18 protein-coding genes are annotated in these 21,996 nt (G+C 59.1%); 8 read left to right on the top strand and 10 right to left on the bottom strand.

What is annotated here, in order from left to right; all coding sequences use genetic code 11:
* Positions 1 to 20 precede the first annotated feature (20 nt).
* Positions 21 to 521, bottom strand: a complete 501-nt coding sequence (locus DBY73_RS18420) for a fimbrial protein (RefSeq protein WP_297120910.1) — start codon at positions 519 to 521, stop codon at positions 21 to 23.
* Positions 522 to 804: 283 nt separating this feature from the next.
* Between DBY73_RS18420 and DBY73_RS18415 the strand changes: the two genes are divergently transcribed.
* Positions 805 to 2,097 (top strand): hypothetical protein, encoded by a 1,293-nt coding sequence (locus DBY73_RS18415; RefSeq protein ID WP_112012494.1) that lies wholly within the window; start codon positions 805 to 807, stop codon positions 2,095 to 2,097.
* A 91-nt stretch (positions 2,098 to 2,188) separates the two neighbouring features.
* Here DBY73_RS18415 and DBY73_RS18410 read toward each other — a convergent pair whose 3' ends face one another.
* From DBY73_RS18410 to DBY73_RS18400, 3 genes are all read right to left on the bottom strand, one after another.
* Positions 2,189 to 2,989 carry a PhnD/SsuA/transferrin family substrate-binding protein gene (locus DBY73_RS18410; RefSeq protein ID WP_112012493.1) on the bottom strand — a complete coding sequence of 267 codons (801 nt, stop codon included), beginning with the start codon at positions 2,987 to 2,989 and terminating at the stop codon, positions 2,189 to 2,191.
* Complete coding sequence (locus DBY73_RS18405) at positions 2,982 to 3,938, bottom strand: fatty acid desaturase (protein WP_112012492.1); 957 nt, start codon at positions 3,936 to 3,938, stop codon at positions 2,982 to 2,984. The genes DBY73_RS18410 and DBY73_RS18405 overlap by 8 nt, the downstream gene beginning before the upstream one ends.
* A gap of 167 nt (positions 3,939 to 4,105) precedes the next feature.
* Entirely contained in the window at positions 4,106 to 5,293 is a 1,188-nt protein-coding gene (locus DBY73_RS18400) for an MFS transporter (protein WP_112012491.1), read from the bottom strand.
* A gap of 116 nt (positions 5,294 to 5,409) precedes the next feature.
* Between DBY73_RS18400 and DBY73_RS18395 the strand changes: the two genes are divergently transcribed.
* On the top strand, positions 5,410 to 6,366 hold the full coding sequence (locus tag DBY73_RS18395; RefSeq protein ID WP_112012490.1) for an AraC family transcriptional regulator: 957 nt from the start codon (positions 5,410 to 5,412) through the stop codon (positions 6,364 to 6,366).
* A gap of 126 nt (positions 6,367 to 6,492) precedes the next feature.
* Positions 6,493 to 8,175, top strand: a complete 1,683-nt coding sequence (locus DBY73_RS18390) for an alpha,alpha-trehalase (protein ID WP_112012489.1) — start codon at positions 6,493 to 6,495, stop codon at positions 8,173 to 8,175.
* A gap of 87 nt (positions 8,176 to 8,262) precedes the next feature.
* Here DBY73_RS18390 and DBY73_RS18385 read toward each other — a convergent pair whose 3' ends face one another.
* Both DBY73_RS18385 and DBY73_RS18380 read right to left on the bottom strand, forming a co-directional pair.
* Entirely contained in the window at positions 8,263 to 10,368 is a 2,106-nt protein-coding gene (locus DBY73_RS18385; RefSeq protein WP_112012488.1) for a TonB-dependent siderophore receptor, read from the bottom strand.
* 110 nt (positions 10,369 to 10,478) lie between these two features.
* Positions 10,479 to 10,733 carry a GlsB/YeaQ/YmgE family stress response membrane protein gene (locus DBY73_RS18380; RefSeq protein WP_112012487.1) on the bottom strand — a complete coding sequence of 85 codons (255 nt, stop codon included), beginning with the start codon at positions 10,731 to 10,733 and terminating at the stop codon, positions 10,479 to 10,481.
* 204 nt (positions 10,734 to 10,937) lie between these two features.
* Between DBY73_RS18380 and DBY73_RS18375 the strand changes: the two genes are divergently transcribed.
* Positions 10,938 to 11,669 carry a flagellar brake protein gene (locus DBY73_RS18375; RefSeq protein WP_112012486.1) on the top strand — a complete coding sequence of 244 codons (732 nt, stop codon included), beginning with the start codon at positions 10,938 to 10,940 and terminating at the stop codon, positions 11,667 to 11,669.
* Between the two features lie 35 nt (positions 11,670 to 11,704).
* Here the strand turns inward: DBY73_RS18375 and emtA are convergent, their stop codons facing one another.
* Positions 11,705 to 12,316: a membrane-bound lytic murein transglycosylase EmtA gene (emtA, locus tag DBY73_RS18370; RefSeq protein WP_112012485.1), complete on the bottom strand. Its 612-nt coding sequence runs from the start codon at positions 12,314 to 12,316 to the stop codon at positions 11,705 to 11,707.
* 106 nt (positions 12,317 to 12,422) lie between these two features.
* Here emtA and ldcA point away from each other — a divergent pair, with 106 nt between their 5' ends.
* Positions 12,423 to 13,337, top strand: a complete 915-nt coding sequence (gene ldcA, locus DBY73_RS18365; protein ID WP_112012484.1) for a muramoyltetrapeptide carboxypeptidase — start codon at positions 12,423 to 12,425, stop codon at positions 13,335 to 13,337.
* A 97-nt stretch (positions 13,338 to 13,434) separates the two neighbouring features.
* Positions 13,435 to 15,168, top strand: a complete 1,734-nt coding sequence (locus DBY73_RS18360; RefSeq protein ID WP_112012483.1) for a potassium/proton antiporter — start codon at positions 13,435 to 13,437, stop codon at positions 15,166 to 15,168.
* 46 nt (positions 15,169 to 15,214) lie between these two features.
* On the opposite strand, the gene dadX is transcribed toward DBY73_RS18360, so the two are convergent.
* Together dadX and DBY73_RS18350 are read right to left on the bottom strand one after the other, a co-directional pair.
* Positions 15,215 to 16,285, bottom strand: coding sequence for a catabolic alanine racemase DadX (gene dadX / locus DBY73_RS18355; protein WP_112012482.1), 1,071 nt, complete (start codon positions 16,283 to 16,285; stop codon positions 15,215 to 15,217).
* Positions 16,286 to 16,294: 9 nt separating this feature from the next.
* Positions 16,295 to 17,593, bottom strand: coding sequence for a D-amino acid dehydrogenase (locus DBY73_RS18350; RefSeq protein ID WP_112012481.1), 1,299 nt, complete (start codon positions 17,591 to 17,593; stop codon positions 16,295 to 16,297).
* A 323-nt stretch (positions 17,594 to 17,916) separates the two neighbouring features.
* Here DBY73_RS18350 and DBY73_RS18345 point away from each other — a divergent pair, with 323 nt between their 5' ends.
* Positions 17,917 to 19,449 (top strand): SpoVR family protein, encoded by a 1,533-nt coding sequence (locus tag DBY73_RS18345; protein ID WP_112012480.1) that lies wholly within the window; start codon positions 17,917 to 17,919, stop codon positions 19,447 to 19,449.
* Between the two features lie 103 nt (positions 19,450 to 19,552).
* Here DBY73_RS18345 and fadR read toward each other — a convergent pair whose 3' ends face one another.
* Positions 19,553 to 20,272 carry a fatty acid metabolism transcriptional regulator FadR gene (gene fadR / locus DBY73_RS18340; RefSeq protein ID WP_112012479.1) on the bottom strand — a complete coding sequence of 240 codons (720 nt, stop codon included), beginning with the start codon at positions 20,270 to 20,272 and terminating at the stop codon, positions 19,553 to 19,555.
* Positions 20,273 to 20,444: 172 nt separating this feature from the next.
* Between fadR and nhaB the strand changes: the two genes are divergently transcribed.
* Entirely contained in the window at positions 20,445 to 21,983 is a 1,539-nt protein-coding gene (gene nhaB, locus DBY73_RS18335; RefSeq protein ID WP_112012478.1) for a sodium/proton antiporter NhaB, read from the top strand.
* The last annotated feature ends 13 nt before the right edge of the window (positions 21,984 to 21,996 follow it).

Here is a 21,996-nt window from a genome sequence, read left to right as displayed (position 1 = left end):
GCCGCTAGGCCAACGTCGTCTTACTGGTAAGCCAGGGTGAAGTTGGCAACCGAGGTAAACTCGCCCGGCACCACGGAGGACGTGGCGCCGTTCCCCTGCAGGTAAGCGGCATAGGTCAGGGTGTTATCACCCTGCTGGGTTTTGGTAGCCGAGCTCGGCGTGCCAAGCGGGATATTGGTGCCATTGTCATTGGTAATGCCGATGGCCGCGCCGCTGGCCGTGCCCACCAGCGCCAGGTAGCCCGGCTGGGCGCTGGATTCTGAACCGGTGAAGGTGATGGTGACCGTTTTATCCGTCAGGCCAGCGAGATCGCAGCTTTCCAGCTTGATATCAAACGGACGCGGACGCGATTTCCCGCCGTTCGCCAGCGCTTTGTTGGAAATTTCACCCAGGTCTACGGTCTGTTCAATGGTATCGGGGGTAATTGAACAAGGGGCGTCGATAATAGCGCCGGTAAATGTGACCTTGCCGTGACCCTGATCGGCCGCCTGCACCTGTCCGGCGAGTACGGTGGTCGTCATGCCGAGCGCCCAGGCCCATTTGGTTAATTGCATCGTTGTTCATTCCTGTAAAAGTTAATAGATAACACCAACACACACGTTATCCGCATAGAGTTAGTGGCTTTAATCTACTTAATTTTTACCGGCACAACTTTCAAAAAACGACACCGTAAAAATAGGCCCTTTTCAGTAAAAAGCGTTTTTTGCAAGAAGCTTGCAATAGCGCATGACACTATACATCCCGTTAGCTAAACCGCTCCTGTGAACGGTTTTATATTTTGATTTAATGCCAAGCGAGGAAATTATGTCGTTAACCGTACGTGAAACAAATCGATTTATTGCTGCCCTTGATAGCCTGGGAACTTCAGAACGGGTGCATAAAAGCGATCTTAAAACCATTAATAAAACGCTGGATAAAATGGGCGGCGTGGCGAACAGTAAAGAATTACTCGCCAGCCTGAGCGATCGAATGAGTAAAAACTTCGACATTAAAGATTCTAAAAACGTCGAGTCATTCATTGAAAATGTTAAGGTCAAGCTTGAGAAGCAGGAATCAAAGATCCACGACAAGAAGCTCGCCCAGCTGAACAATATTGGCGACCGTATTTTCCAGGCTAGCCAAAACATTGAGGTTGAACACCTTAGCAAAGAGATTGCATACAAGACGAAAGCGGCAAACAGCCAGGTTGAAAGCGCCAAATCTGATAAAAACCTGGTGCATGAAATGATTGATAAACGAAATGAAGCAAAAGATTTCGTGGCTGTTGAGAAGCAGAAATTAGAGCAGATCACTCCACAGCAAATTAGCGAAGATCAGGAAAAACGCATTGATAAATTAACCCAAAAAATGAACAGCGACATTGACAGGCTGAAGGTAGACATTCGCAGAATTAATAAACGCGAGCCTGAGCTTGTTAATTTCCTGACTAAACATGGAAAAACCGATGTATTAAATGATTTGGCCAAAGCGCAAACCAATAAATTCCTTAAGGAAAAAATGGCTACGTCTGCGTATGCTGAAAAGATGTTTGGCACCAAGACCATTGTGGTAGAGGGTCGACGCACCTATTCCGCTACGACCACAAAAGAGGTGCTAAGCGATAGCGGCGCAACGTTCCTTACCCGCATTAAGAAATATAATAATGCGCAACATGAGGTCGCGAACATTAAGCATGACATTCGCCGCCTGGAATCATCCCGAGACGCGCAGATCGCGGCCATTAAGGCTGAAGAGCGTTCGCCGCTACAGTCAAAATATGACGCACGAATTGCGCAATATCAGGAAGGTTTCCAGGAGATGGGTGAAACCGGTAACCGCGCGCTGAACACGTTAGCGAAGCGAATTAATTTTATCGATAGCACAATTAATAATGCAGCCGCGCTTAAGAAGGATATCGAAGAAAAAGCCGAGCGTATGGCCGACCCTGAAGTTAAACAGTCAGCTGCGCGTCATGATGACAGCATCAGCAGGCTGGTCGTCAAGAAAGAGAAGCTGGAAAACAGCTACCAGCGACTCCTTGAGGCGGCAAAAACCGGTAATAACTACGTCAGCGACGTTGAGTCCGACAGCGGTAGCGATTACGAAAGCCACGTCTAACCGCGCCTGACCCTCTCCACGAGAGTCACGTTTAAAATCCACGCCCCGGCGTGGATTTTTTTTGTTAATTCCCCTGCGCTCTTATTAAGCGCTAAAGCCTGGACACCCGCTGCTTTTCGGCCTCCCCGCGCCAGTCGAGCAGAAGCGAATACGGCTGGCGCGACATCGCCCTAAAGCCGCCAATCAGCATTGAGTCACACACATCTTTATACCGCGGCGCGCTGGCCAGCGTACGCAGCGCATCGCGCAGGATCGCCAGCGTTTCAGGCGACGTTTTCCCGGAAGTAATCAGCGGCAGCCCCGGCGCGAGCGGCGTTTGCCCCATCACCGCCAGTCCCTCAAGCAGCTGCGGCTCATGCCGCGCCAGCAGCGCCCAGGTGACGCAGTCTACGGCGGCGATATCCCCTCGCCCGCTAATTACGTCGATCAGCGACTGACGGTGGCTGCCGCTGAAGTGAAGGCGTTCGAAAAACCGCCCCTTCACCGCAAGCGGCGCGATCGTCTTCAGCAGCGCGTTGTAGCCGGACTGGGAGTCCGCCGAGTTGCACACCGCCCGCCGCCCGCGAAAGTCGGCAAGCGCGAGGCGCTTATCCTCCTCGCGCACCGCCAGCAGGCTCCGGTAGTCAACGCCCTCGCAGCCGGGCGCGGTGTATTCAAAGCAGCCCACGACCTGAACGTCCGGCAGCGCGGTCACCAGCGGATAGCCGCAGGTCTGGCTCAGGATCAGATCCGGCTGACGCCAGTGGCTCAGCAGGTCGCCCTCCGGCCAGGCCGGGGAGCGCTCGGGAATGATTACGCCGCGCGCCTGCAGCAGGGCGAAAACCGCCTGCCGCAGCGCCAGCGTCTCACTGCGGTTCACCGCGTACATGGGAAAGGCGAGCACGCTACTCATGGTGGTCTTTTTTCACTCTGGGATGAACGGTGACGTCAATGGGTTTTCCCCAGAACTGGCGCAGCCATTCGCTGTAGCCGTTGACGACAAAACCGTGGTTTTGCCGCCGGTACGCTTCACGATTTTGCTCATAAACCGTCTTAAGCCCGTACCAGGGCACGCCGGGGAGATCGTGATGTACTGAATGGTAGTTGAGATTCAGAAAGAGAACGCGCCAGAACGCGCCCGCCTCGTTGATCGCCGATCGTGCCAGCGGATCGTCCGCCGCGCGGTGTTCCATGAAGGATCGGATCTTGGTCAGCGCCAGCGCGGGGTAGCTTACCGCCAGCAGATACCAGACCGGCGAAAAGCCAAGGTGCACCATTCCGGCGAGCAACAGCGCCAGCAGCCCGAGGTGGATCAGCCACATCGCGATGCTCCGCCCGTCGCGCTGGCGAAACGCTGCCGCCGCGCTGCCCAGCGTCTGGATAATATCCAGCAGCGGCGCCAGCAGCAGGCGTCCGGGGAAGGTATTGCGCGCGCGAATGAGCCGCTTGCGCCAGGGGGAAAACCCCGCCCAGCTCCGCTCGGTGAAGTAGTAGGATTCGGGATCGTCCTCTGGGACGGTAAGCGTTTCATTGCGATGGTGCGCCAGGTGGGAATCGCGGTACAGCCCGTAGGGATACCACACCGCCAGCGGCAGCGTGCCGAACAGCTGGTTCAAACGAGGATATCGCGTCGGATGACCGTGGATCAGCTCGTGCTGGAGCGCCATATACCAGGCGGTAAGAACGATCAACAGCAGCGTGGCGGGCAGCAGCCCCAGCGTTTCCCAAACGGCGAGCGTGGCAAACCAGCCGCCGTAAACGGTGAGAATCACGCCCCAGGTCGGCAGCTCCGTGCGCCACAGGAAGCGGCGGGAAAGTCGGTGGATCTGGTTGCGCTGCTGCTCGTCTAAATAGTGGCTCATTCCTTCAGGTGCCCTTCCCGTCAGTGACAATAGCCTCTGACGATCCGGGAACGCGCCTGAATGCACAACGAACTTATATCGCGTTGCTTTGCCGAAAAGCGGTGAAGCCGCGCGTGTGAAGTACCTCAGCCCTTTGGCCCGGCCCCTTTAGCGACCGGGCCAGCCGTTTACGCCGCTTTGACCTTTACGCCCATAAAGACGATGATCATTGCGGTGACCAGCAGCAGGCCGCTTCCGGCAAACACGCCGCTGGCACCGTTGAGGTCGAACACCACACCGCCGCCCGCCGCGCCCGCGCTTATCGCCAGCTGGATAGACGCCACCAGCAGGCCGCCCGCGCTTTCAGCCTCGTCCGGCACGGTGGTCGCAAGCCACGTCGACCAGCCCACCGGCACCAGGCCAAAGGCAAAGCCCCACATCGCCACCAGCAGCCCGTCGAGCATCGCCAGATGACCGAACGCCACCATCATCAGCGCCAGCACGCCCATGGCGAACGGCACCAGCGCCAGCGTCAGGCGCAGGTTGCGCGCCAGCAGATGCCCGGCGATTGAGGTGCCGACAAAGTTTGCTACGCCAAAGCCCAGCAGGATCAGCGAGATGGTTTCGACGCTGGCCTGCCCCACCGTTTCGAGGAACGGGCGCAGATAGGTAAAGAAGGCGAAATGGCCGCTGAAGATCAAAATGGTCGCCAGCATCCCGCCGATCATTCCCGGACGGCGCAGCACGCGGAACAGCGTCGCCAGCCCGCCGCTGCTCTCCGGCTTCATCGACGGCAAAACCCACAGCTGCCACAGCAGTGCCACCATGCTCGGCACGATGCAGAGGATAAAGACGTTGCGCCAGCCGATCAGGCTCCCGAGATAGCTGCCGAGCGGCGCGGCGACCACCGTAGCAATGGAGACGCTGGAGAAAATCACCGCCAGCGCCTTCGGCACCTTATCGGCGGGCACCAGGCGCATCGCCGTTGCGGTAGACATGGCCCAGAAACCACCGATAGCGACGCCCAGCAGCAGACGTCCTAACAGCAGTACGTGCAGCGTCGGCGCAAAGGCCACCAGCAGGCTGGAGATGATTTGCAGCACCGAAAAGAACATCAGCACCCAGCGGCGGTCGATGCTTTTGGTCGCCGAGGTGATAAGCAGCCCCGTGACCAGCGCCACCAGCGCCGTGGCGGTTACCGCCTGCCCGGCCATGCCTTCCGATACGCCCAGGCTTGCGGCCATCGGCGTCAGCAGGCTGGCGGGCAGAAACTCGGCGGTGATCAGGCCAAACACGCCCAGCCCCAGTGAATAGACGGCCCGCCAGGCGGGCTTTGCAGGCGCAATCGCCTCGCTCGCCGCGACACATTGATTCATCTGTTGTACTCCCGTTATAAAAATGTGACTAATGTCGCAAAAGCATAGAGCGTTACCCGTGGACGATCTATGACATATAATCTTCACTTATTGATAATTCGTCCGGAGTTACCTTCATGACCGCCCATTCCCCCGATTTAATTAGCGAACTTCTGCGCGGCATGCGCCTGTCGGGGGTGAAATACCGGCGGATCGAGGCCAGCGCACCGTTTGGCGTGGCGTTTCACCAGTCGCCCGGCAAGGCGCAGTTTCACTTCGTGAGCCGCGGCACGGCGCTGCTGCGCATGGAGAGCGGCGCGACCTTTGCGCTCGGCGGCGGCGACGCGCTGTTTATCCCCAACGCTAACGCTCACGTGCTGCTCTCGGACGAACAGGCCGAGGTGACGCCGGTCAACGCCTTTCCCAGCGAAGCCATCTGCAATACGGTCTGCGCCATCTCCTGCAAGCCGTGCCCGGAGCGCGAGAACACGGTGATTTTCAGCGGCTGCATGGACTTTGAGCTAGGCGGCATGCAGCCGTTAATCAAGGCGATGCCGGAGGTGATGATGGTCAGCCGGTTAATGTCAACCTGGCCGGAGATCCACCCGCTGCTGGCCGCGATGGAGCGCGAGTCCATGACGCGCCAGGTGGGCTATGCGGGCATCCTCGCGCGCCTCGCGGACGTGGTGGCGGCGCTTATCGTGCGCGGCTGGGTAGAGGCGGGATGCGGCAAAGCGACCGGCTGGGTGCAGGTGCTGCGCGATCCGCGCCTGAGCCGGGCGATTTACGCCATGCACCAGCAGCCCGGCGTCAGCTGGAGCGTGGCGGACCTGGCCAGGGAGGCCGGAACATCGCGCTCGGTCTTTGCGGAGCGTTTCCTCTCCGCCACGGGCACCACTCCGGCGAAATACCTTAGCGAGCTGAGAATGCGCCTCGCGGTGCAGTACATTCGCCACGAGCATCAGCCCATCGAAACCGTGGCGCTGCGCCTGGGCTACGGATCGCTGGCCGCGTTTAGCCGGGCGTTTAAACGGATTGTCGGGCACGCGCCGGGCGCGCTGCGGGAATCGATCCCATCCGCGGAGGAAATCTGACCGGGAAATCGTCTGGTTATGTGCAAAATGGGAGATGGAACACGCGAAGCCGCGCAAATTCGTCTAAGGTTTTCAGGTGATTGACAACAGTGGCCACGCTGCTCATCGAATACAGGAGAATAACCGATGACAAGACCTCATACACTCCGCCCCGCGCTTTTGCATCTTGCACTGGGAGGCGCTCTACTGGGATTTTCCGCGTGGGGTTACGCAGACGATCTGCCCGCGGGGCAGAAAAATTCCCCCGACGTTCTGCTCGGTCCCCTCTTTAATGACGTGCAGAGCGCGAAGCTGTTCCCGGATCAAAAAACCTTCGCCGACGCCGTGCCGAACAGCGATCCGCTGATGATCCTCGCGGACTACCGCATGCAGCGCGTCCAGTCCGGTTTCGATCTTCGCCGCTTTGTTGACCTGAACTTCACCCTGCCGAAAGAGGGTGAGAAATACGTCCCGCCCGCGGGCCAAACCCTGCGCGAACATATTGACGACCTCTGGCCCGTGCTGACCCGCACAACCGACAAGGCCGAGAAGTGGGATTCTCTCCTGCCTCTGCCAAAACCGTACGTTGTGCCGGGCGGACGCTTCCGCGAGGTTTACTACTGGGACAGCTACTTCACCATGCTGGGGCTGGCCGAGAGCGGCCACTGGGATAAAATCAGCGATATGGTGGACAACTTCGCCTATGAAATCGACACCTACGGGCATATTCCCAACGGTAACCGCAGCTACTATTTAAGCCGCTCCCAGCCGCCGTTCTTCTCGCTGATGGTTGAGCTGCTGGCAACCCACGACGAGGGCGCGCTGAAAAAATACCGTCCGCAGATGGAAAAAGAGTACGCCTACTGGATGGACGGCGCAGACGCCCTGCAGCCCGGACAGGCTAACAAGCGCGTGGTCAAGCTGGACGACGGCACGATCCTCAACCGCTACTGGGACGACAGCGACACGCCGCGCCCGGAGTCGTGGCTTGACGACGTGACGACAGCAAAAAGCAACCCGAACCGCCCGGCCACGGAGATTTACCGCGACCTGCGCTCCGCCGCCGCGTCCGGCTGGGACTTTAGCTCCCGCTGGATGGACGATCCGCAAAAGCTCGGCACCATCCGCACCACCAGCATTGTTCCCGTGGACCTGAACGCGCTGATGTTCAAAATGGAGAAGCTGCTGGCGCGCGCCAGCCAGGATGAAGGCGATGCCGCCAGCGCCAGCAAATACGACGCGGCGGCAAGCGCGCGGCAAAAGGCGATTGAAAGCCACCTGTGGAACAGCAAGGAAGGCTGGTACGCCGATTACGATCTCAAGAGCAAAAAGGTGCGCAATCAGCTGACGGCCGCGGCGCTGTTCCCGCTTTACGTGAAGGCCGCGGCGCAGGATCGTGCGGATAAGGTTGCGGCGGTTGCCTCCTCGCGCCTGCTCAAGCCCGGCGGCATTTCGACCACCACGGTCAACAGCGGACAGCAGTGGGACGCGCCGAACGGCTGGGCGCCGCTGCAGTGGGTGGCGGTAGAGGGGCTGCAAAACTACGGGCAGGACAAGGTGGCGATGGACGTAACCTGGCGCTTCCTGAAAAACGTGCAGCACACCTATGACCGTGAGAAAAAGCTGGTGGAGAAATACGATGTCTCCTCCACCGGGACGGGCGGCGGCGGCGGTGAGTATCCGCTGCAGGACGGCTTTGGCTGGAGCAACGGCGTGACGCTCAAAATGCTGGACCTGGTCTGCCCGAAAGAGAAGCCGTGCGACAGCGTGCCGGAGAATCAGCCTGCGGCGAATGACGAGGCTGCACCGCAGAAAAGTGCGGCGCAGTAAGCGAGCACTGCCGGGTGGCGGCTACGCCCTACCCGGCCTGCGCTGAACGTTCAGGCCCGGTAGGCATTAGCGCCACCGGGCTTTTTTTTAGAAGCTGTAGCTCGCCCCGAGCTGATACGTCCGGTCGCGCCCGATCCAGCAGTTGGTCGCGTCGTAGCAGGTTAGCGTCTCCTTGTTGGTGACGTTCTGCGCGCTGGCCTTGAGCGTCAGCCCCTTGAGCGAAGGCGAGATTTCCCCCATCTGATACGACGCCGCAAGATCGTACTGCGTCGTTCCGCCCAGCCTGCCCGCGTCGTTGGTCGGCGATATTTCCATCGGCCCGGTGTAGCGCGCGCCCGCGCCCAGGGTCAGCCCCTTCAGCGGCGTGCTGTCGAAGGCGTAGTCTCCCCACAGGTTGAACGCATTTTCCGGCACCTGCGTTGGGCGTTTGCCCTGATACTTATCGTCCTGCGTGTTGATGGCGTGGGTATAGGCGTAGTTAGCAATCAGCGTCAGGCTGTCCGTCGGGCGGCTCACTGCCGACAGCTCAGCCCCTTTCGATTCCACTTCCCCGGTCTGACGGTAGTTCAGGAAGCCCGGATCGGACGTCACCACGTTCTTCTGGCGAATGTTAAACACCGAGGCGGTGAAGGTCGTCGCGTAGTCGGCCAGCAGGTATTTCACCCCGCCCTCCACCTGTTTGCTGGTGGTTGGCTTGACGTCTTTTGCCGTCAGGGTGCCCTGCGGCGAGACGGGCGCAAAGCCTTCCGAATAGCTGATGAACGGGGACAGGCCGTTGTCGAACGCGTAGAGCGCGCCCAGACGCTTGGTCACGCGGTCCTGAGAGACCCACGCCTTGTCGCCGTTTTTCAGGTAGTCGGTCGTGACGGAGCGATAGTCGTCGTAGCGCAGGCTGGCCAGCAGGTTTAATCCGCCAAACTCAATCTGATCCTGAACGTAGTAGCCGTTTTGCTGGTAGCTAAGGCGGTTTTTCTGCGCCGTGTACAGCCCCAGCGCCCCCTCGTCAATCTGTGAATAGTCCGGATTGCGCATATCGATGCCCGGCGTCGCGGCCGACGCGTAGCGGTAGTGGAAGTGCGAATCCATCTTCTGGTAGTCAAAACCGGCCAGCAGGTGGTGCTGCCACTCGCCCAGCGCCACGGTCTTCGTCACCTGGTTATCAATATTGAAGCTCTTAAGATCCTCATCCGTGGTGTAGGCAAAGCGGTTCAGCTCATAAACCTCGCTGCCGGTGCCCGTGGCGTACACGCTGCGCTGGTGGGTATCGACGTCAAAGTAGCGCGCCTTCTGGCTGAATCCCCAGCCGCTGTCGAACTCGTGCTCAAAGCTGTAGCCCAGCATCCACTGGCGCTGCTTAAAGCCGCTCCACTCATCCCCGGCGAAAGCGCGGCGATCGGCGTACTGCGAGCGCAGGTATGACAGCGGCAGCGGGTTAGACGGCGACAGGCTCGGGGTGTTTTGCGCCAGCGCGTCGACGGTGAGCCGCGTTTTGCCGTCCGGCTGCCAGGTTACGGACGGAGCCACCAGATAGTTTTCGTAGCGCGTGGTGTGCGGCTGGTCGTCGTTCTCCGTCGCTTTGCCCAGCAGGCGGTAGCTCCAGTCGCTGTCGGCAATCTGGCCGGTGGAGTCGAGATAGCCCTCCTTCAGATTGCGGTTTCCGGTGGTAAAGCCCAGCTCGGTTTTCGCCGCCTTCTGCGGCTTTTTACTTTGAATATTGACCAGGCCGCCCGGCGAGCCGCCGCCGTACAGCACCGAGGAAGGCCCTTTGAGGATATCGACGCTCTCAATCAGCAGCGGATCAATGCGCGCCTTGGTGTTGCCCGTGACGTTATACGGCAGCTGCAGCCCGTTATAGAACTCTTGGTCGACCGTGAACCCGCGGATTTTGTATTCGCTCATGTAGGAGGTGTTGCCGCGCACTTCTGTCGATACGCCCGGCGCGTAGCGGAGGATCTCGTTCACGGAGCTGGCGTGGCGCTGCTCGATTTGCGGGGCAGAGACGGTATTGATCACCTGCGGCGTTTTACTTTCGGCCACCGCGGACTTGGTGGCGCTGTTGGTCCAGGCGGGCAGGTCGCTTCCCTGCTCTGCGCCGGTAACCAGAATGGTGGATTCTTCAGCGAACGCGGGAATCTGCAATGCCAGCGCTACGGCTCCTGCCAGCGCGCCTGACGCGAAACGAGTGGTATTCATAGTGTCGTCTTGTTATATATAATATTGTGAACGACAATTATTATCATTTCGATTAGCAAATCAAGACAAAACAAAAAAACGGCCCTCCGAAGAGAGCCGCCTGAGATTTTTTATGCGCGCCTGAGCAGCCGAAACACGATCAGGACCACGACGGCACCGACCACGGCCACCAGGAAGCTGTGCAGGTTGAAGCCGCTGATGCTCCCTCCTACGCCGAACATCGTCGCCAGCCAGCCGCCAACAACCGCACCCACGACACCCAGGACACAGGTCAAGATAAAGCCGCCGCCGTCGCGCCCCGGCATAAGCAGTTTGGCGATAGCGCCGGCAATAAGACCAAAAACAATCCAGGCGATAATACCCATAGCGATGCCCTCTTGCAGATGAATGCATGCACAGAAGCCCTTCTGCGCAGGTTACTTAAGTATAGGCCATCGGCAGAAAATCAGTTTCAACTCACCGACTTAAATTGGCCTGCGCATAAAAAAAATCATCGGTTTGTATTAAGTTTCACCCCGCGCTGCCGATAACCCACAGACAGTCCGTCACCTAACGAGGAGCCATCTGGCGTGAGTCATTACAGTGAGCAGTTCCTGAAACAAAATCCGCTGGCTGTGCTAGGCGTGCTGCGCGACCTGCAAAAAGGCGACGTGCCGCTGCGCATCAGCTGGGCCAGCAGCCAGTTCATCAGCAAAATTCTGGACGCCTCGCCGGACGCGCTGATTATCGACCTGGGCAGCCAGGAGCAGGAAAACCGCGCCGCCCTGCGCGCCGAGAACATTTCGGTTACGGCGGAAACCCAGGGCGCAAAAGTCGAGTTCGTCCTGCCGCGTCTTGAGCCGAGCGTCTTTCAGGGGCTGCCCGCCTTTACCTCTTCGTTACCCACTAACCTGTGGTTTATTCAGCGCCGGGAATATTTTCGCATCAGCGCGCCTCTGCATCCCGCCTACTTCTGCAAAGCCAAAATGCCGAACAAAAATGAGATCCGCTTTCGGCTTTTCGACCTGTCTTTAGGCGGCATGGGCGCGCTGTTGGACACGCCCAAGCCCGACGGGCTGGTCGAGGGCATGCGCTTCTCGCAGATTGAGCTGGATATGGGGGGATTTGGCCGCTACTGGTTCGACGCCCAGCTGATTGCCATCAGCGAGCGCAAGGTGGTGGACGGTAAAAATGAGACCATTACCACCCCGCGATTGAGCTTCCGCTTTCTGAACGTGGGGCCTGCGGCCGAGCGTGAGCTTCAGCGCATCATCTTCTCGCTGGAGCGCGAGGCGCGCGAGCGCGCTAATAAGGTTCTGTAAGGCGCGTCGGGCAGGATGGCCGCCCGACGGCGGCATTACATAGCGTCCATCGCTTTCTGCACTTTCCAGATGTAGCGAGGCGCCTGCGGTGCCGGGTGGTTTTTCGCGACGTGCTCGACGAACTCGTCTTTGTCCATGTCGTTAATCTCCTCGATGGCTTCCTTACGATCGGACGAGAAGGTGCGCAGCAGCGCCCCTGCCCCGTTGACGTAGGAGACCACCAGCGCGTACTGCATCACCTCGGGATCTTCAATCCCCTTCAGCACGCCGTGTTCAAGTATGCTCAGATACGCCGTACCCATAGAGATGTTACGCTCCGGGTTTTTCAGCTCGCTGGTCGACGGCTGCCCGCTCCAGCCCATATAGCGGTAAACCTCTCTGCCCGCCGTTGACGCCTTAATCTGCATCAGGCCCACCGCGTTCGATTTGCTCACCAGCGTAGGGTTACCACCGGACTCCACGGCGATGATCGCCGTGATCAGGCGCGGGCTGACGCCCCAGGCTTTCCCGGCCTGCTCGCTGATCGGCATCCACTGCATGGCGCGTTTCACCGGCACCTCAGGATTCCAGGGGGGATTTTTGTAATCCTGCTTTGAACTACAGCCAGCCAGCAGCACAATCAAAAAAGCAAACCATCTCAATTTCACGTCATCTATCCTTATAGCCGGTGATCGCGGTACGCCCCCCTTGAAGCGGGCAGCGGATAAGCGGCATGATATAGACTATTCGCTTCTCATTCAGCAAGGAATTGCCATGTCTCAGATTCATCTTATCGCCCCCTCCGGCTACTGCATCAATCAGGAGGCAGCGCAGCGGGGCGTCCAGCGCCTGCGCGAATCCGGCCACCGGGTGGAAAATCAGGCAATCCTTCCCCGCCGCGCCCAGCGGTTTGCCGGGACGGAAGCGCAAAGGCTGAACGATATCAACGGCCTGGTGAATCTTGAGGGCGCGAACAACATCGTGCTGGCGGTGCGCGGCGGCTACGGCGCCAGCCGCCTGCTGGAGAGCATCGACTGGCAGGGGCTGGCCGCGCGCCAGCAGCGCGATCCGCTGCTGATCTGCGGGCACAGCGATTTCACCGCCATCCAGCTTGGGCTGCTGGCAACGCATAACGTCATCACCTTTAGCGGCCCGATGCTGGCCGGGAACTTCGGCGCGCCGGAGCTTAACGCGTTCACCGAGGAGCACTTCTGGCGAGCGCTGCAAAACCCAACCTTCAGCGTGGAGTGGCAGGGCAGCGGGCCGCAGTGGGCGTGCGAGGGCCAGCTGTGGGGCGGAAACCTGGCGATGCTGGTCTCGCTTCTCGGCACGCCGTGGCTGCCGCAGATTGAGGACGGGATCCTGGTGCTGGAAGACATCAACGAACACCCGTTCCGCGTCGAGCGCATGCTGCTGCAGCTCTATTACGCCGGGGTTCTGGCGAAACAGTCGGCGATTATTTTAGGCAGCTTCAGCGGCTCAGAACCTAATGATTATGACGACGGCTATACGCTGGAAACGATGGTTGATTTTATCCGCTCGCGCCTGGATATTCCGGTCATTACCGGGCTGAATTTCGGCCACGAGCAGCAAACCGTCACCCTGCCGCTCGGCGCGCAGGCCTCCTTTGTGCACGATAATTCCGGCTGCAGATTAACGTTAAGCGGACATCCGGTCATAAAGGCATAAAAAACCAATCATTCCGCCTTAATTAAACGCTGTTCGTGCCGTTAATATGTTAGGGTTTTAATAGAGACAGCTTGATTAAGGTGGGAGTAAAACAACATTGGATGCCGCAGCAATAATTAGCCTTTTCATTATCGGTTCGGTCCTCGTGACCTTTAGCATTTTATTAAGTTCTTTCTCATCGCGCCTCGGCATACCCATCCTTGTGATTTTTCTCGCTATCGGCATGCTCGCCGGTATTGACGGCATCGGCGGAATTCCGTTCGATAATTATCCCTTTGCCTATATGGTGAGTAACCTCGCGCTGGCGGTGATCCTGCTGGACGGCGGAATGCGCACCCAGGCCAGCTCGTTTCGCGTCGCGCTCGGTCCGGCACTGTCGCTGGCAACCGTGGGCGTGCTGATCACCTCCGGCCTGACCGGCATGATGGCGGCGTGGCTGTTTCATCTGGACATCATGGAAGGCCTGCTGATCGGGGCCATCGTCGGCTCGACGGATGCGGCAGCGGTGTTTTCACTGCTCGGGGGCAAAGGGCTGAACGAGCGCGTCGGATCTACGCTCGAAATTGAGTCCGGCAGCAACGATCCGATGGCGGTCTTTCTGACCATCACCCTGATTGAGATGATTCAACAGCACGAAACCGGGCTGAGCTGGCTCTTTGCCTGGCATATCCTGCAGCAGTTTGGGCTGGGGATTATCCTCGGCCTCGGCGGCGGCTACCTGCTGCAGCAGATGATCAACCGCATCTCCCTCCCGGCGGGCCTCTATCCCCTGCTGGCGCTGAGCGGCGGGATCTTGATTTTCGCGCTGACGACCGCGCTCGACGGCAGCGGCATTCTGGCGGTGTATCTCTGCGGCTTCCTGCTCGGCAATCGCCCTATTCGCAACCGCCACGCCATTCTGCAAAACTTCGACGGGCTGGCCTGGCTGGCGCAAATCGCCATGTTCCTGGTCCTCGGCCTGCTGGTGACGCCGTCCGACCTGCTGCCGATTGCCATCCCGGCGCTGATCCTCTCCGCATGGATGATCTTCTTCGCCCGCCCGCTGTCGGTGTTTGCGGGGCTTCTGCCGTTTCGCGGGTTTAACCTGCGCGAGCGCGTCTTTATCAGCTGGGTCGGACTGCGCGGCGCGGTGCCGATCATCCTTGCCGTTTTCCCGATGATGGCCGGGCTCGAAAACGCCAGGCTGTTCTTCAACGTCGCGTTCTTCGTGGTGCTGATCTCGCTGCTGTTCCAGGGCACCTCGCTCGGCTGGGCGGCGAAAAAGGCGAAGGTTGTCGTGCCGCCGGTTGGCCTGCCCGTTTCGCGCGTGGGGCTGGATATTCACCCGGAAAACCCGTGGGAACAGTTTGTTTATCAGCTTAGCGCGGACAAATGGTGCGTGGGCGCATCGCTGCGCGATCTGCATATGCCTGCCGAAACGCGCATTGCCGCCCTGTTCCGCGACAACGTCCTGCTGCATCCAACCGGCAGCACGCGCCTGCGCGAAGGGGATATACTGTGCGTTATCGGGCGCGAGGCGGATCTTCCCGCGCTGGGCAAGCTGTTCAGCCAGTCTCCGCCCGTCGCGCTGGACCAGCGCTTCTTCGGCGATTTCATTCTGGAAGCCAGCGCCAAGTTCGCCGACGTAGCGCTGATCTACGGCCTGGACGAGGGGCTAGAGTACCGCGATAAGCAGCAGACGCTGGGCGAGATCGTTCAGCAGCTGCTGGGCGCAGCCCCCGTCGTGGGCGACCAGGTTGAATTCGCCGGAATGGTCTGGACGGTGGCGGAGAAAGAGGATAACGCGGTGCGGAAAGTCGGCGTGAAGCCGATGGACGAGGAGTCGGAGTAGCTCTTTATTGCCGGGTGGCGCTTACGCTTACCCGGCAGAACCGATGTTACACCGTCACAACCGGCACCCGTGGTGCCAGCGCGGTCAACAGCTCGTACCCGACCGTTCCCGCCGCGGATGCCACATCGTCAATCTTAATTTCATTGCCCCACAGCTCGACCGGCGAACCGATCCCCGCCTGCGGGCACGGCGTTAAGTCAACGGCCAGCATGTCCATTGATACCGTACCGACCGTCCCGGTCCTCACGCCGTCAACCCATACCGGCGTGCCGGTAGGCGCGATGCGCGGATAGCCGTCCGCATACCCGCCCGCCACGATCCCAATGCGCTGCTCGCCCGATGCGCGATAGCGGCTGCCGTAGCCAACCGTGTCTCCCGCCTTCAGCGTCTGCACGCCGATGATTTCGCTGCGCAGGGTCATGACCGGCCTGAGGCCGCTGTTGGCAACGTCCTGCCACTGGCCGGACGGGGATGCGCCGTAAAGGATTATGCCGGGGCGTACCCAGTCGTAATGGGCTTCCGGGTGCCACAGCGTTGCGGCGGAGTTGGAGAGCGAGCGCGGGCAGTCCAGCCCTTCCGCGGCCTGCTCCACCCGCACCATTGCATCGACTATGCCATCCGGCTTTTCCGCATCGGCAAAGTGGGCCATCAGCGTCATTTCGCCCACGTTCTTTAGCCCGCGCAGCTGCTGCCAGACCGTGTGCACCCGCTCGGGCTGAAAGCCCAGGCGATTCATGCCGCTATTGACCTTAAGGTAGATATCCAGCGGCGCATGCAGCTTCGCATCCTGGAGGGCTTTCACCTGCCAGTTGCTGTGCACGCTGGTGGTGAGCCGGTATTTATCCAGCAGCGGAAGGTCGCCCGCGTGGAAGAACCCTTCCAGCAGCAGAATCGGCCCCTTCCAGCCGCGCTCGCGCAGCAGAATGGCCTCCTCAAGATTCAGCAGGGCAAAACCGTCGGTGGCGCCGAGCGCGCTCCAGATGCGGTCGATACCGTGACCGTAGGCATTCGCTTTCACCACCGACCAGACGCGGGAACCCGGCGCGGCGCGGCGGACAATTTGCAGGTTATCCTTCAGGGCTTGCAGGTCCAGCTGAGCCAGAACAGGACGGGACATGACGACTCCTTAGCTATGCGCGCCGTGAAGATGCCGGGCGCGCGAAGGGGTAAACCCCGATTGATAGCGCGCGACGCTGAGATCGTCAAACGGAATTGCCGGCGTGCGTCCGGAAATGAGGTCGCTCAGCAGCTGGCCGGAACCGCAGGCCATCGTCCAGCCGAGCGTGCCGTGTCCGGTGTTGGTCCACAGGTTTTTAAACGGCGTGCGCCCGACGATCGGCGTGCCGTCCGGCGTCATCGGACGTAGCCCGGTCCAGAAGGTCGCCTCCTCAACGGTGCCGCCGCGCGGGAAGAGATCGCCCACCACCATCTCCAGCGTTTCGCGTCGCGGCTGCAGCAGCTCGGTGTTAAAGCCCACGATCTCCGCCATGCCGCCCACGCGAATGCGGTTATCAAAGCGGGTGATCGCGATTTTGTAGGTTTCATCCAGAATGGTGGAGACCGGCGCGCCGCTGTCCTCTTTAACCGGCAGCGTCAGCGAGTAGCCCTTCAGCGGGTAGACGGGAATATCGAGAATGCCCTTCAGCATTGCGGTGGAGTAAGAGCCAAAGGCCATCACGTAGGCGTCGGCCTTAATCACCTCTTCCCCGCACTTCACGCCGTAGATGTTTTGCCCTTCTGACAGCAGCTTGTCCACGGCGGTGTTAAAGCGGAACGTTACGCCCGCCTGCTCGCACATCTGCGCCAGGCGCTGGGTAAAGAGCTGGCAGTCGCCGGTTTCATCGTTCGGCAGGCGCAGGCCGCCGGTCAGCTTGTGCGCCACTTCCGCGAGCGCGGGTTCAACCTGGCCTAGCTGGCTCGCCTCAAGAAGCTGGTACGGGACGCCCGCGTCTTCGAGAACGGCGATATCGCGGGTGGCGTTTTCATACTGCTGCGCGGTGCGGAAAAGCTGAAGCGTTCCGCCCTGGCGGCCTTCGTAGGCGATGCCGGTGGCGGCCCGCAGCGCCTTCAGGCAGTCGCGGCTGTACTCCGCCAGGCGCACCATCCGCCCCTTGTTTTCCATGTAGTGACGGGTGTCGCAGTTGCGCAGCATCTGCCACATCCATTTCAGCTGAAACTGGGTGCCGTCGAGGCTGATAGCCAGCGGCGCGTGGCGCTGAAACATCCATTTGATCGCCTTCAGCGGCACGCCCGGCGCCGCCCACGGAGCGGCATAGCCGGGAGAGATTTGCCCGGCGTTCGCCGCGCTGGTTTCCAGCGCGGGGCCCGGTTCACGATCGATGACGGTAACCTCATGCCCCGCCTGACTTAAATACCAGGCGCTGGTTACGCCAACCACACCACTTCCCAGTATGACAACACGCATAGCCACTCCGTCAATGAGCAAAAGAACAATCTTCTAATTACAGATTGATAACCTAGATGAAAATATTATTCAACATACGGCTTTTTTATGGTGACATACCTCACATCTCTCCCTGCGGGCGGGGATAGCGGTTATTTGGAATCTCCTGCTGCGCGTTATTTTTAACCAGAATAATATTCTGTCGACACGGCGTTATTTGCGGTATCGAAAACGCGAAATCGCAAAGAAAAAATTTCTGCTTAAGCACGCTTTTCAACGCGTTGTTCTATGCTTGAAAAGAGGTTCTCCAGTCAGAGAGAGCCATCCACAATGAGGGCGCGCTAATGGCTACTATTGATTCCATATCCAAGGACAACACTCGTCTGAGCGATGGACCCGACTGGACCTTCGAGCTGCTGGACGTCTACCTCGCCGAGATCGACCGGGTCGCCAAACTCTACCGCCTCGATACCTATCCGCATCAAATCGAAGTCATCACCTCCGAGCAGATGATGGATGCCTATTCCAGCGTCGGGATGCCGATTAACTACCCGCACTGGTCGTTCGGTAAGAAATTCATTGAGACCGAGCGGCTCTACAAGCACGGCCAGCAGGGGCTGGCGTATGAGATCGTCATTAACTCTAATCCGTGCATTGCCTATTTAATGGAAGAGAACACCATTACCATGCAGGCGCTGGTGATGGCGCACGCCTGCTACGGACATAACTCCTTCTTTAAAAACAACTACCTGTTCCGCAGCTGGACGGACGCCAGCTCTATCGTCGATTACCTGATTTTCGCCCGTAAATACATCACCGACTGCGAGGAGCGCTACGGCGTGGACGAGGTGGAAAAGCTGCTCGACTCCTGCCACGCGCTGATGAACTACGGCGTTGACCGCTACAAGCGTCCGCAGAAGATCTCCCTCCAGGAGGAGAAGGCGCGGCAGAAGAGCCGAGAAGAGTATCTGCAAAGCCAGGTGAATATGCTCTGGCGCACCCTGCCGAAGCGTGAGGAAGAGAAAACCGTCGCCGAGGCGCGCCGCTATCCGTCGGAGCCGCAGGAAAACCTGCTCTATTTCATGGAGAAGAATGCCCCGCTGCTGGAGCCGTGGCAGCGTGAGATCCTGCGCATCGTGCGTAAGGTAAGCCAGTATTTCTACCCGCAGAAGCAGACGCAGGTGATGAACGAAGGCTGGGCGACCTTCTGGCACTACACCATTCTTAACCACCTCTATGACGAAGGCAAAGTCAGCGAGCGCTTTATGATGGAGTTCCTGCACAGCCATACCAACGTGGTGTTTCAGCCGGCCTATAACAGCCCGTGGTACAGCGGGATTAACCCGTACGCGCTCGGCTTTGCCATGTTCCAGGACATTAAGCGCATCTGCCAGTCGCCGACGGAAGAGGATAAGTACTGGTTCCCGGATATCGCCGGGTCGGACTGGCTGGAGACGCTGCATTTTGCGATGCGCGACTTTAAGGACGAGAGCTTTATCAGCCAGTTTATGTCGCCGAAGATCATGCGCGACTTCCGCTTCTTTACCGTGCTGGACGACGACAGAAATAACTATCTGGAAATTTCCGCCATTCATAACGAGGAGGGCTATCGCGAGATCCGCTCCCGCCTCTCTTCCCAGTACAACCTGAGCAACCTGGAGCCGAATATTCAGGTCTGGAACGTGGATCTGCGGGGAGATCGCTCCCTGACGCTGCGCTATATCCCGCACAACCGCGCGCCGCTGGACAAAGGGCGCAAGGAAGTGCTGAAGCACGTTCATCGCCTGTGGGGGTTTGACGTGCTGCTGGAGCAGCAAAACGAGGATGGCAGCGTCGAGCTGCTGGATCGCTGCCCGCCGCGGTTGAATACGCTGTAGTGGAGGCTCTTGAGCCGGGTGGCGGCTGCGCCTTGCCGGCCTATGGAGTTTGTAGGCAGCGCCACACGACGAAAAAAAACCTCTCATTCGAGAGGTTTTTCTTTTAGCGCGTCTGAATCGCTAAATCACCCGGCAGGGTCTTCTGCATCCGGTGCCAGATCTCGCCGGAGTCACGTCCGTAGCAACGAACGGTGTCATACACCCGATCGTGCTGGGCGGAGGAACAGAGTTCGCTCAGCTTGTGATAGAACCCCAGCGCCAGGCTGCGGGCTTCCGGGTTGGCAAAATAGTGGCGGCCAATGCGGGTGTAGAGCCCCTTCATGCCGTTAAGAATCAGGCCATAAATGGGGTTGCCGGAGGCGAACGCCAGGCCGCGGAAAATGTTGTAGTCGAGCGTCGCGAACGCATCGGCATGATCTTCCACCTCGTTGGCGCTGGCCAGCACCTTAAGCGCGTCTTCAGGATGCTGGCGAAACGCGGTGCGGATAAAGATAGTGGAGATGTTGGTACGCACAGAGAGCAGGTTATCAATCAGCTGCGGCACGCTCTCGTGGTCAAGGCGCGCGAGCGTTTCAAGAATATTCAGCCCGGAGGTTTCCCAGAAGTTGTTCACCTTGGTTGGCTTGCCGTGCTGAATGGTCAGCCATCCATCGCGCGCCAGGCGCTGCAGCACTTCGCGCAGCGTGGTGCGGGTGACGCCAATCAGTTCAGAGAGTTCGCGTTCAGCAGGTAGAATTGATCCCGCGGGGAAACGATTATTCCAGATGCTTTCAATGATGTACTCTTCCGCGAAACCCGCCGGGCTCTGCGCCTTAATAACCATAGTGAGATTTCCATTACACAGCTTTAGCAAATGGCACTCATCATACCAGAGGCGGGCAGAGGCAGATAGCGCAGCAAGGAGAGAAAAGAGGGATCGTCGTTTCATTTTTATGAAATTTACGCGACGGCGTATACTGATGTTTTGTCTTCGTTGACGGTGAAGGACATCTGTCGTGGAAATTTCTGTTGGACGCGCTCTGTGGCGCAACTTTTTAGGTCAGTCACCTGACTGGTACAAACTGACGCTGCTGGTCTTCCTGGCGGTCAATCCCCTTCTCTTTCTGGTTAACCCTTTCGCTGCCGGGTGGCTGCTGGTGGGTGAATTTATCTTCACGCTGGCGATGGCGCTGAAATGCTATCCGCTGCTTTCGGGCGGACTGCTGGCATTTGAAGCAGTCGCCATCGGCATGACCAGTGCCGAACACGTTAAAGAAGAACTGGCGAGCAATCTTGAGGTTCTGCTGCTGCTGATGTTTATGGTGGCGGGGATCTACTTTATGAAGCAGCTGCTGCTGTTTATCTTCACCCGCCTGCTGCTGAGCATTCCGTCTAAAACAATGCTGTCCGTGGCCTTCTGCCTGGCCGCCGCCTTCCTGTCCGCGTTTCTTGACGCGCTGACGGTGGTTGCGGTGGTGATTAGCGTCGCCGTCGGGTTTTACGGCATTTATCACCGCGTGGCCTCGTCTCGTCCGGGAGAAGATCTTCAGGACGACAGCCATGTGGACGTACACAACCGTGAGGTGCTCGAGCAGTTCCGCGCGTTCCTGCGCAGCCTGATGATGCACGCGGGCGTGGGTACTGCGCTGGGCGGCGTGATGACCATGGTGGGCGAGCCGCAAAACCTGATCATCGCCAAAGCGATGGGCTGGAACTTCGGCGAGTTCTTCCTGCGCGTGGCGCCGGTCAGCGTGCCGGTATTAGCCTGCGGGATCGCCACCTGCATCCTGGTGGAGCGCTTCAAGGCATTCGGCTACGGCGCGCAGCTGCCGGAGCCGGTGCGCCAGGAGCTGGAAAAGTTCGACCGGCAGAGCCGCAGCCAGCGCACCCGCCAGGAGACGCTGCGCCTTGTCGCCCAGGGCGTGATTGGCCTGTGGCTGATTGCGGCGCTGGCGTTTCACCTTGCCGAAGTCGGCCTGATTGGGCTTTCCGTTATCATTCTGGCTACCACCTTTACCGGCGTAACGGACGAGCACGCCATCGGCAAAGCGTTTACCGAAGCCCTGCCGTTTACCGCCCTGCTGGCCGTATTTTTCGCCGTTGTGGCGGTCATTATCGACCAGCAGCTGTTTTCGCCGATTATTGCCTACGTGCTGCAGGCGGAGACGGATGCGCAGCTGACGCTGTTTTATTTGTTCAACGGCCTGCTCTCGTCGATTTCGGATAACGTATTTGTCGGTACGGTCTACATCAACGAGGCAAAAGCGGCGATGGAGCACGGGACGATTAGCGCCGGTCAGTTTGAGCTGCTGGCGGTGGCGATCAACACCGGAACGAACCTGCCGTCGGTAGCAACGCCAAACGGACAGGCCGCATTCCTGTTCCTGCTGACCTCCGCGCTGGCGCCACTCATACGACTTTCTTATGGAAGAATGGTCTGGATGGCGCTGCCGTACACGCTGGTGTTAACCCTGGTCGGGCTGCTGTGCGTCAAAATTACCCTCATTCCCTATACGCAATGGTTAATACAAGCGGGTATACTTGCTGCGCCTTAAACCTTATGTTTCG

The sequence above is a fragment of the Enterobacter sp. RIT418 genome, from assembly GCF_003057745.1.
Lineage (GTDB): Bacteria > Pseudomonadota > Gammaproteobacteria > Enterobacterales > Enterobacteriaceae > Enterobacter.
This window is presented reverse-complemented; position numbering and strand designations above follow the sequence as displayed.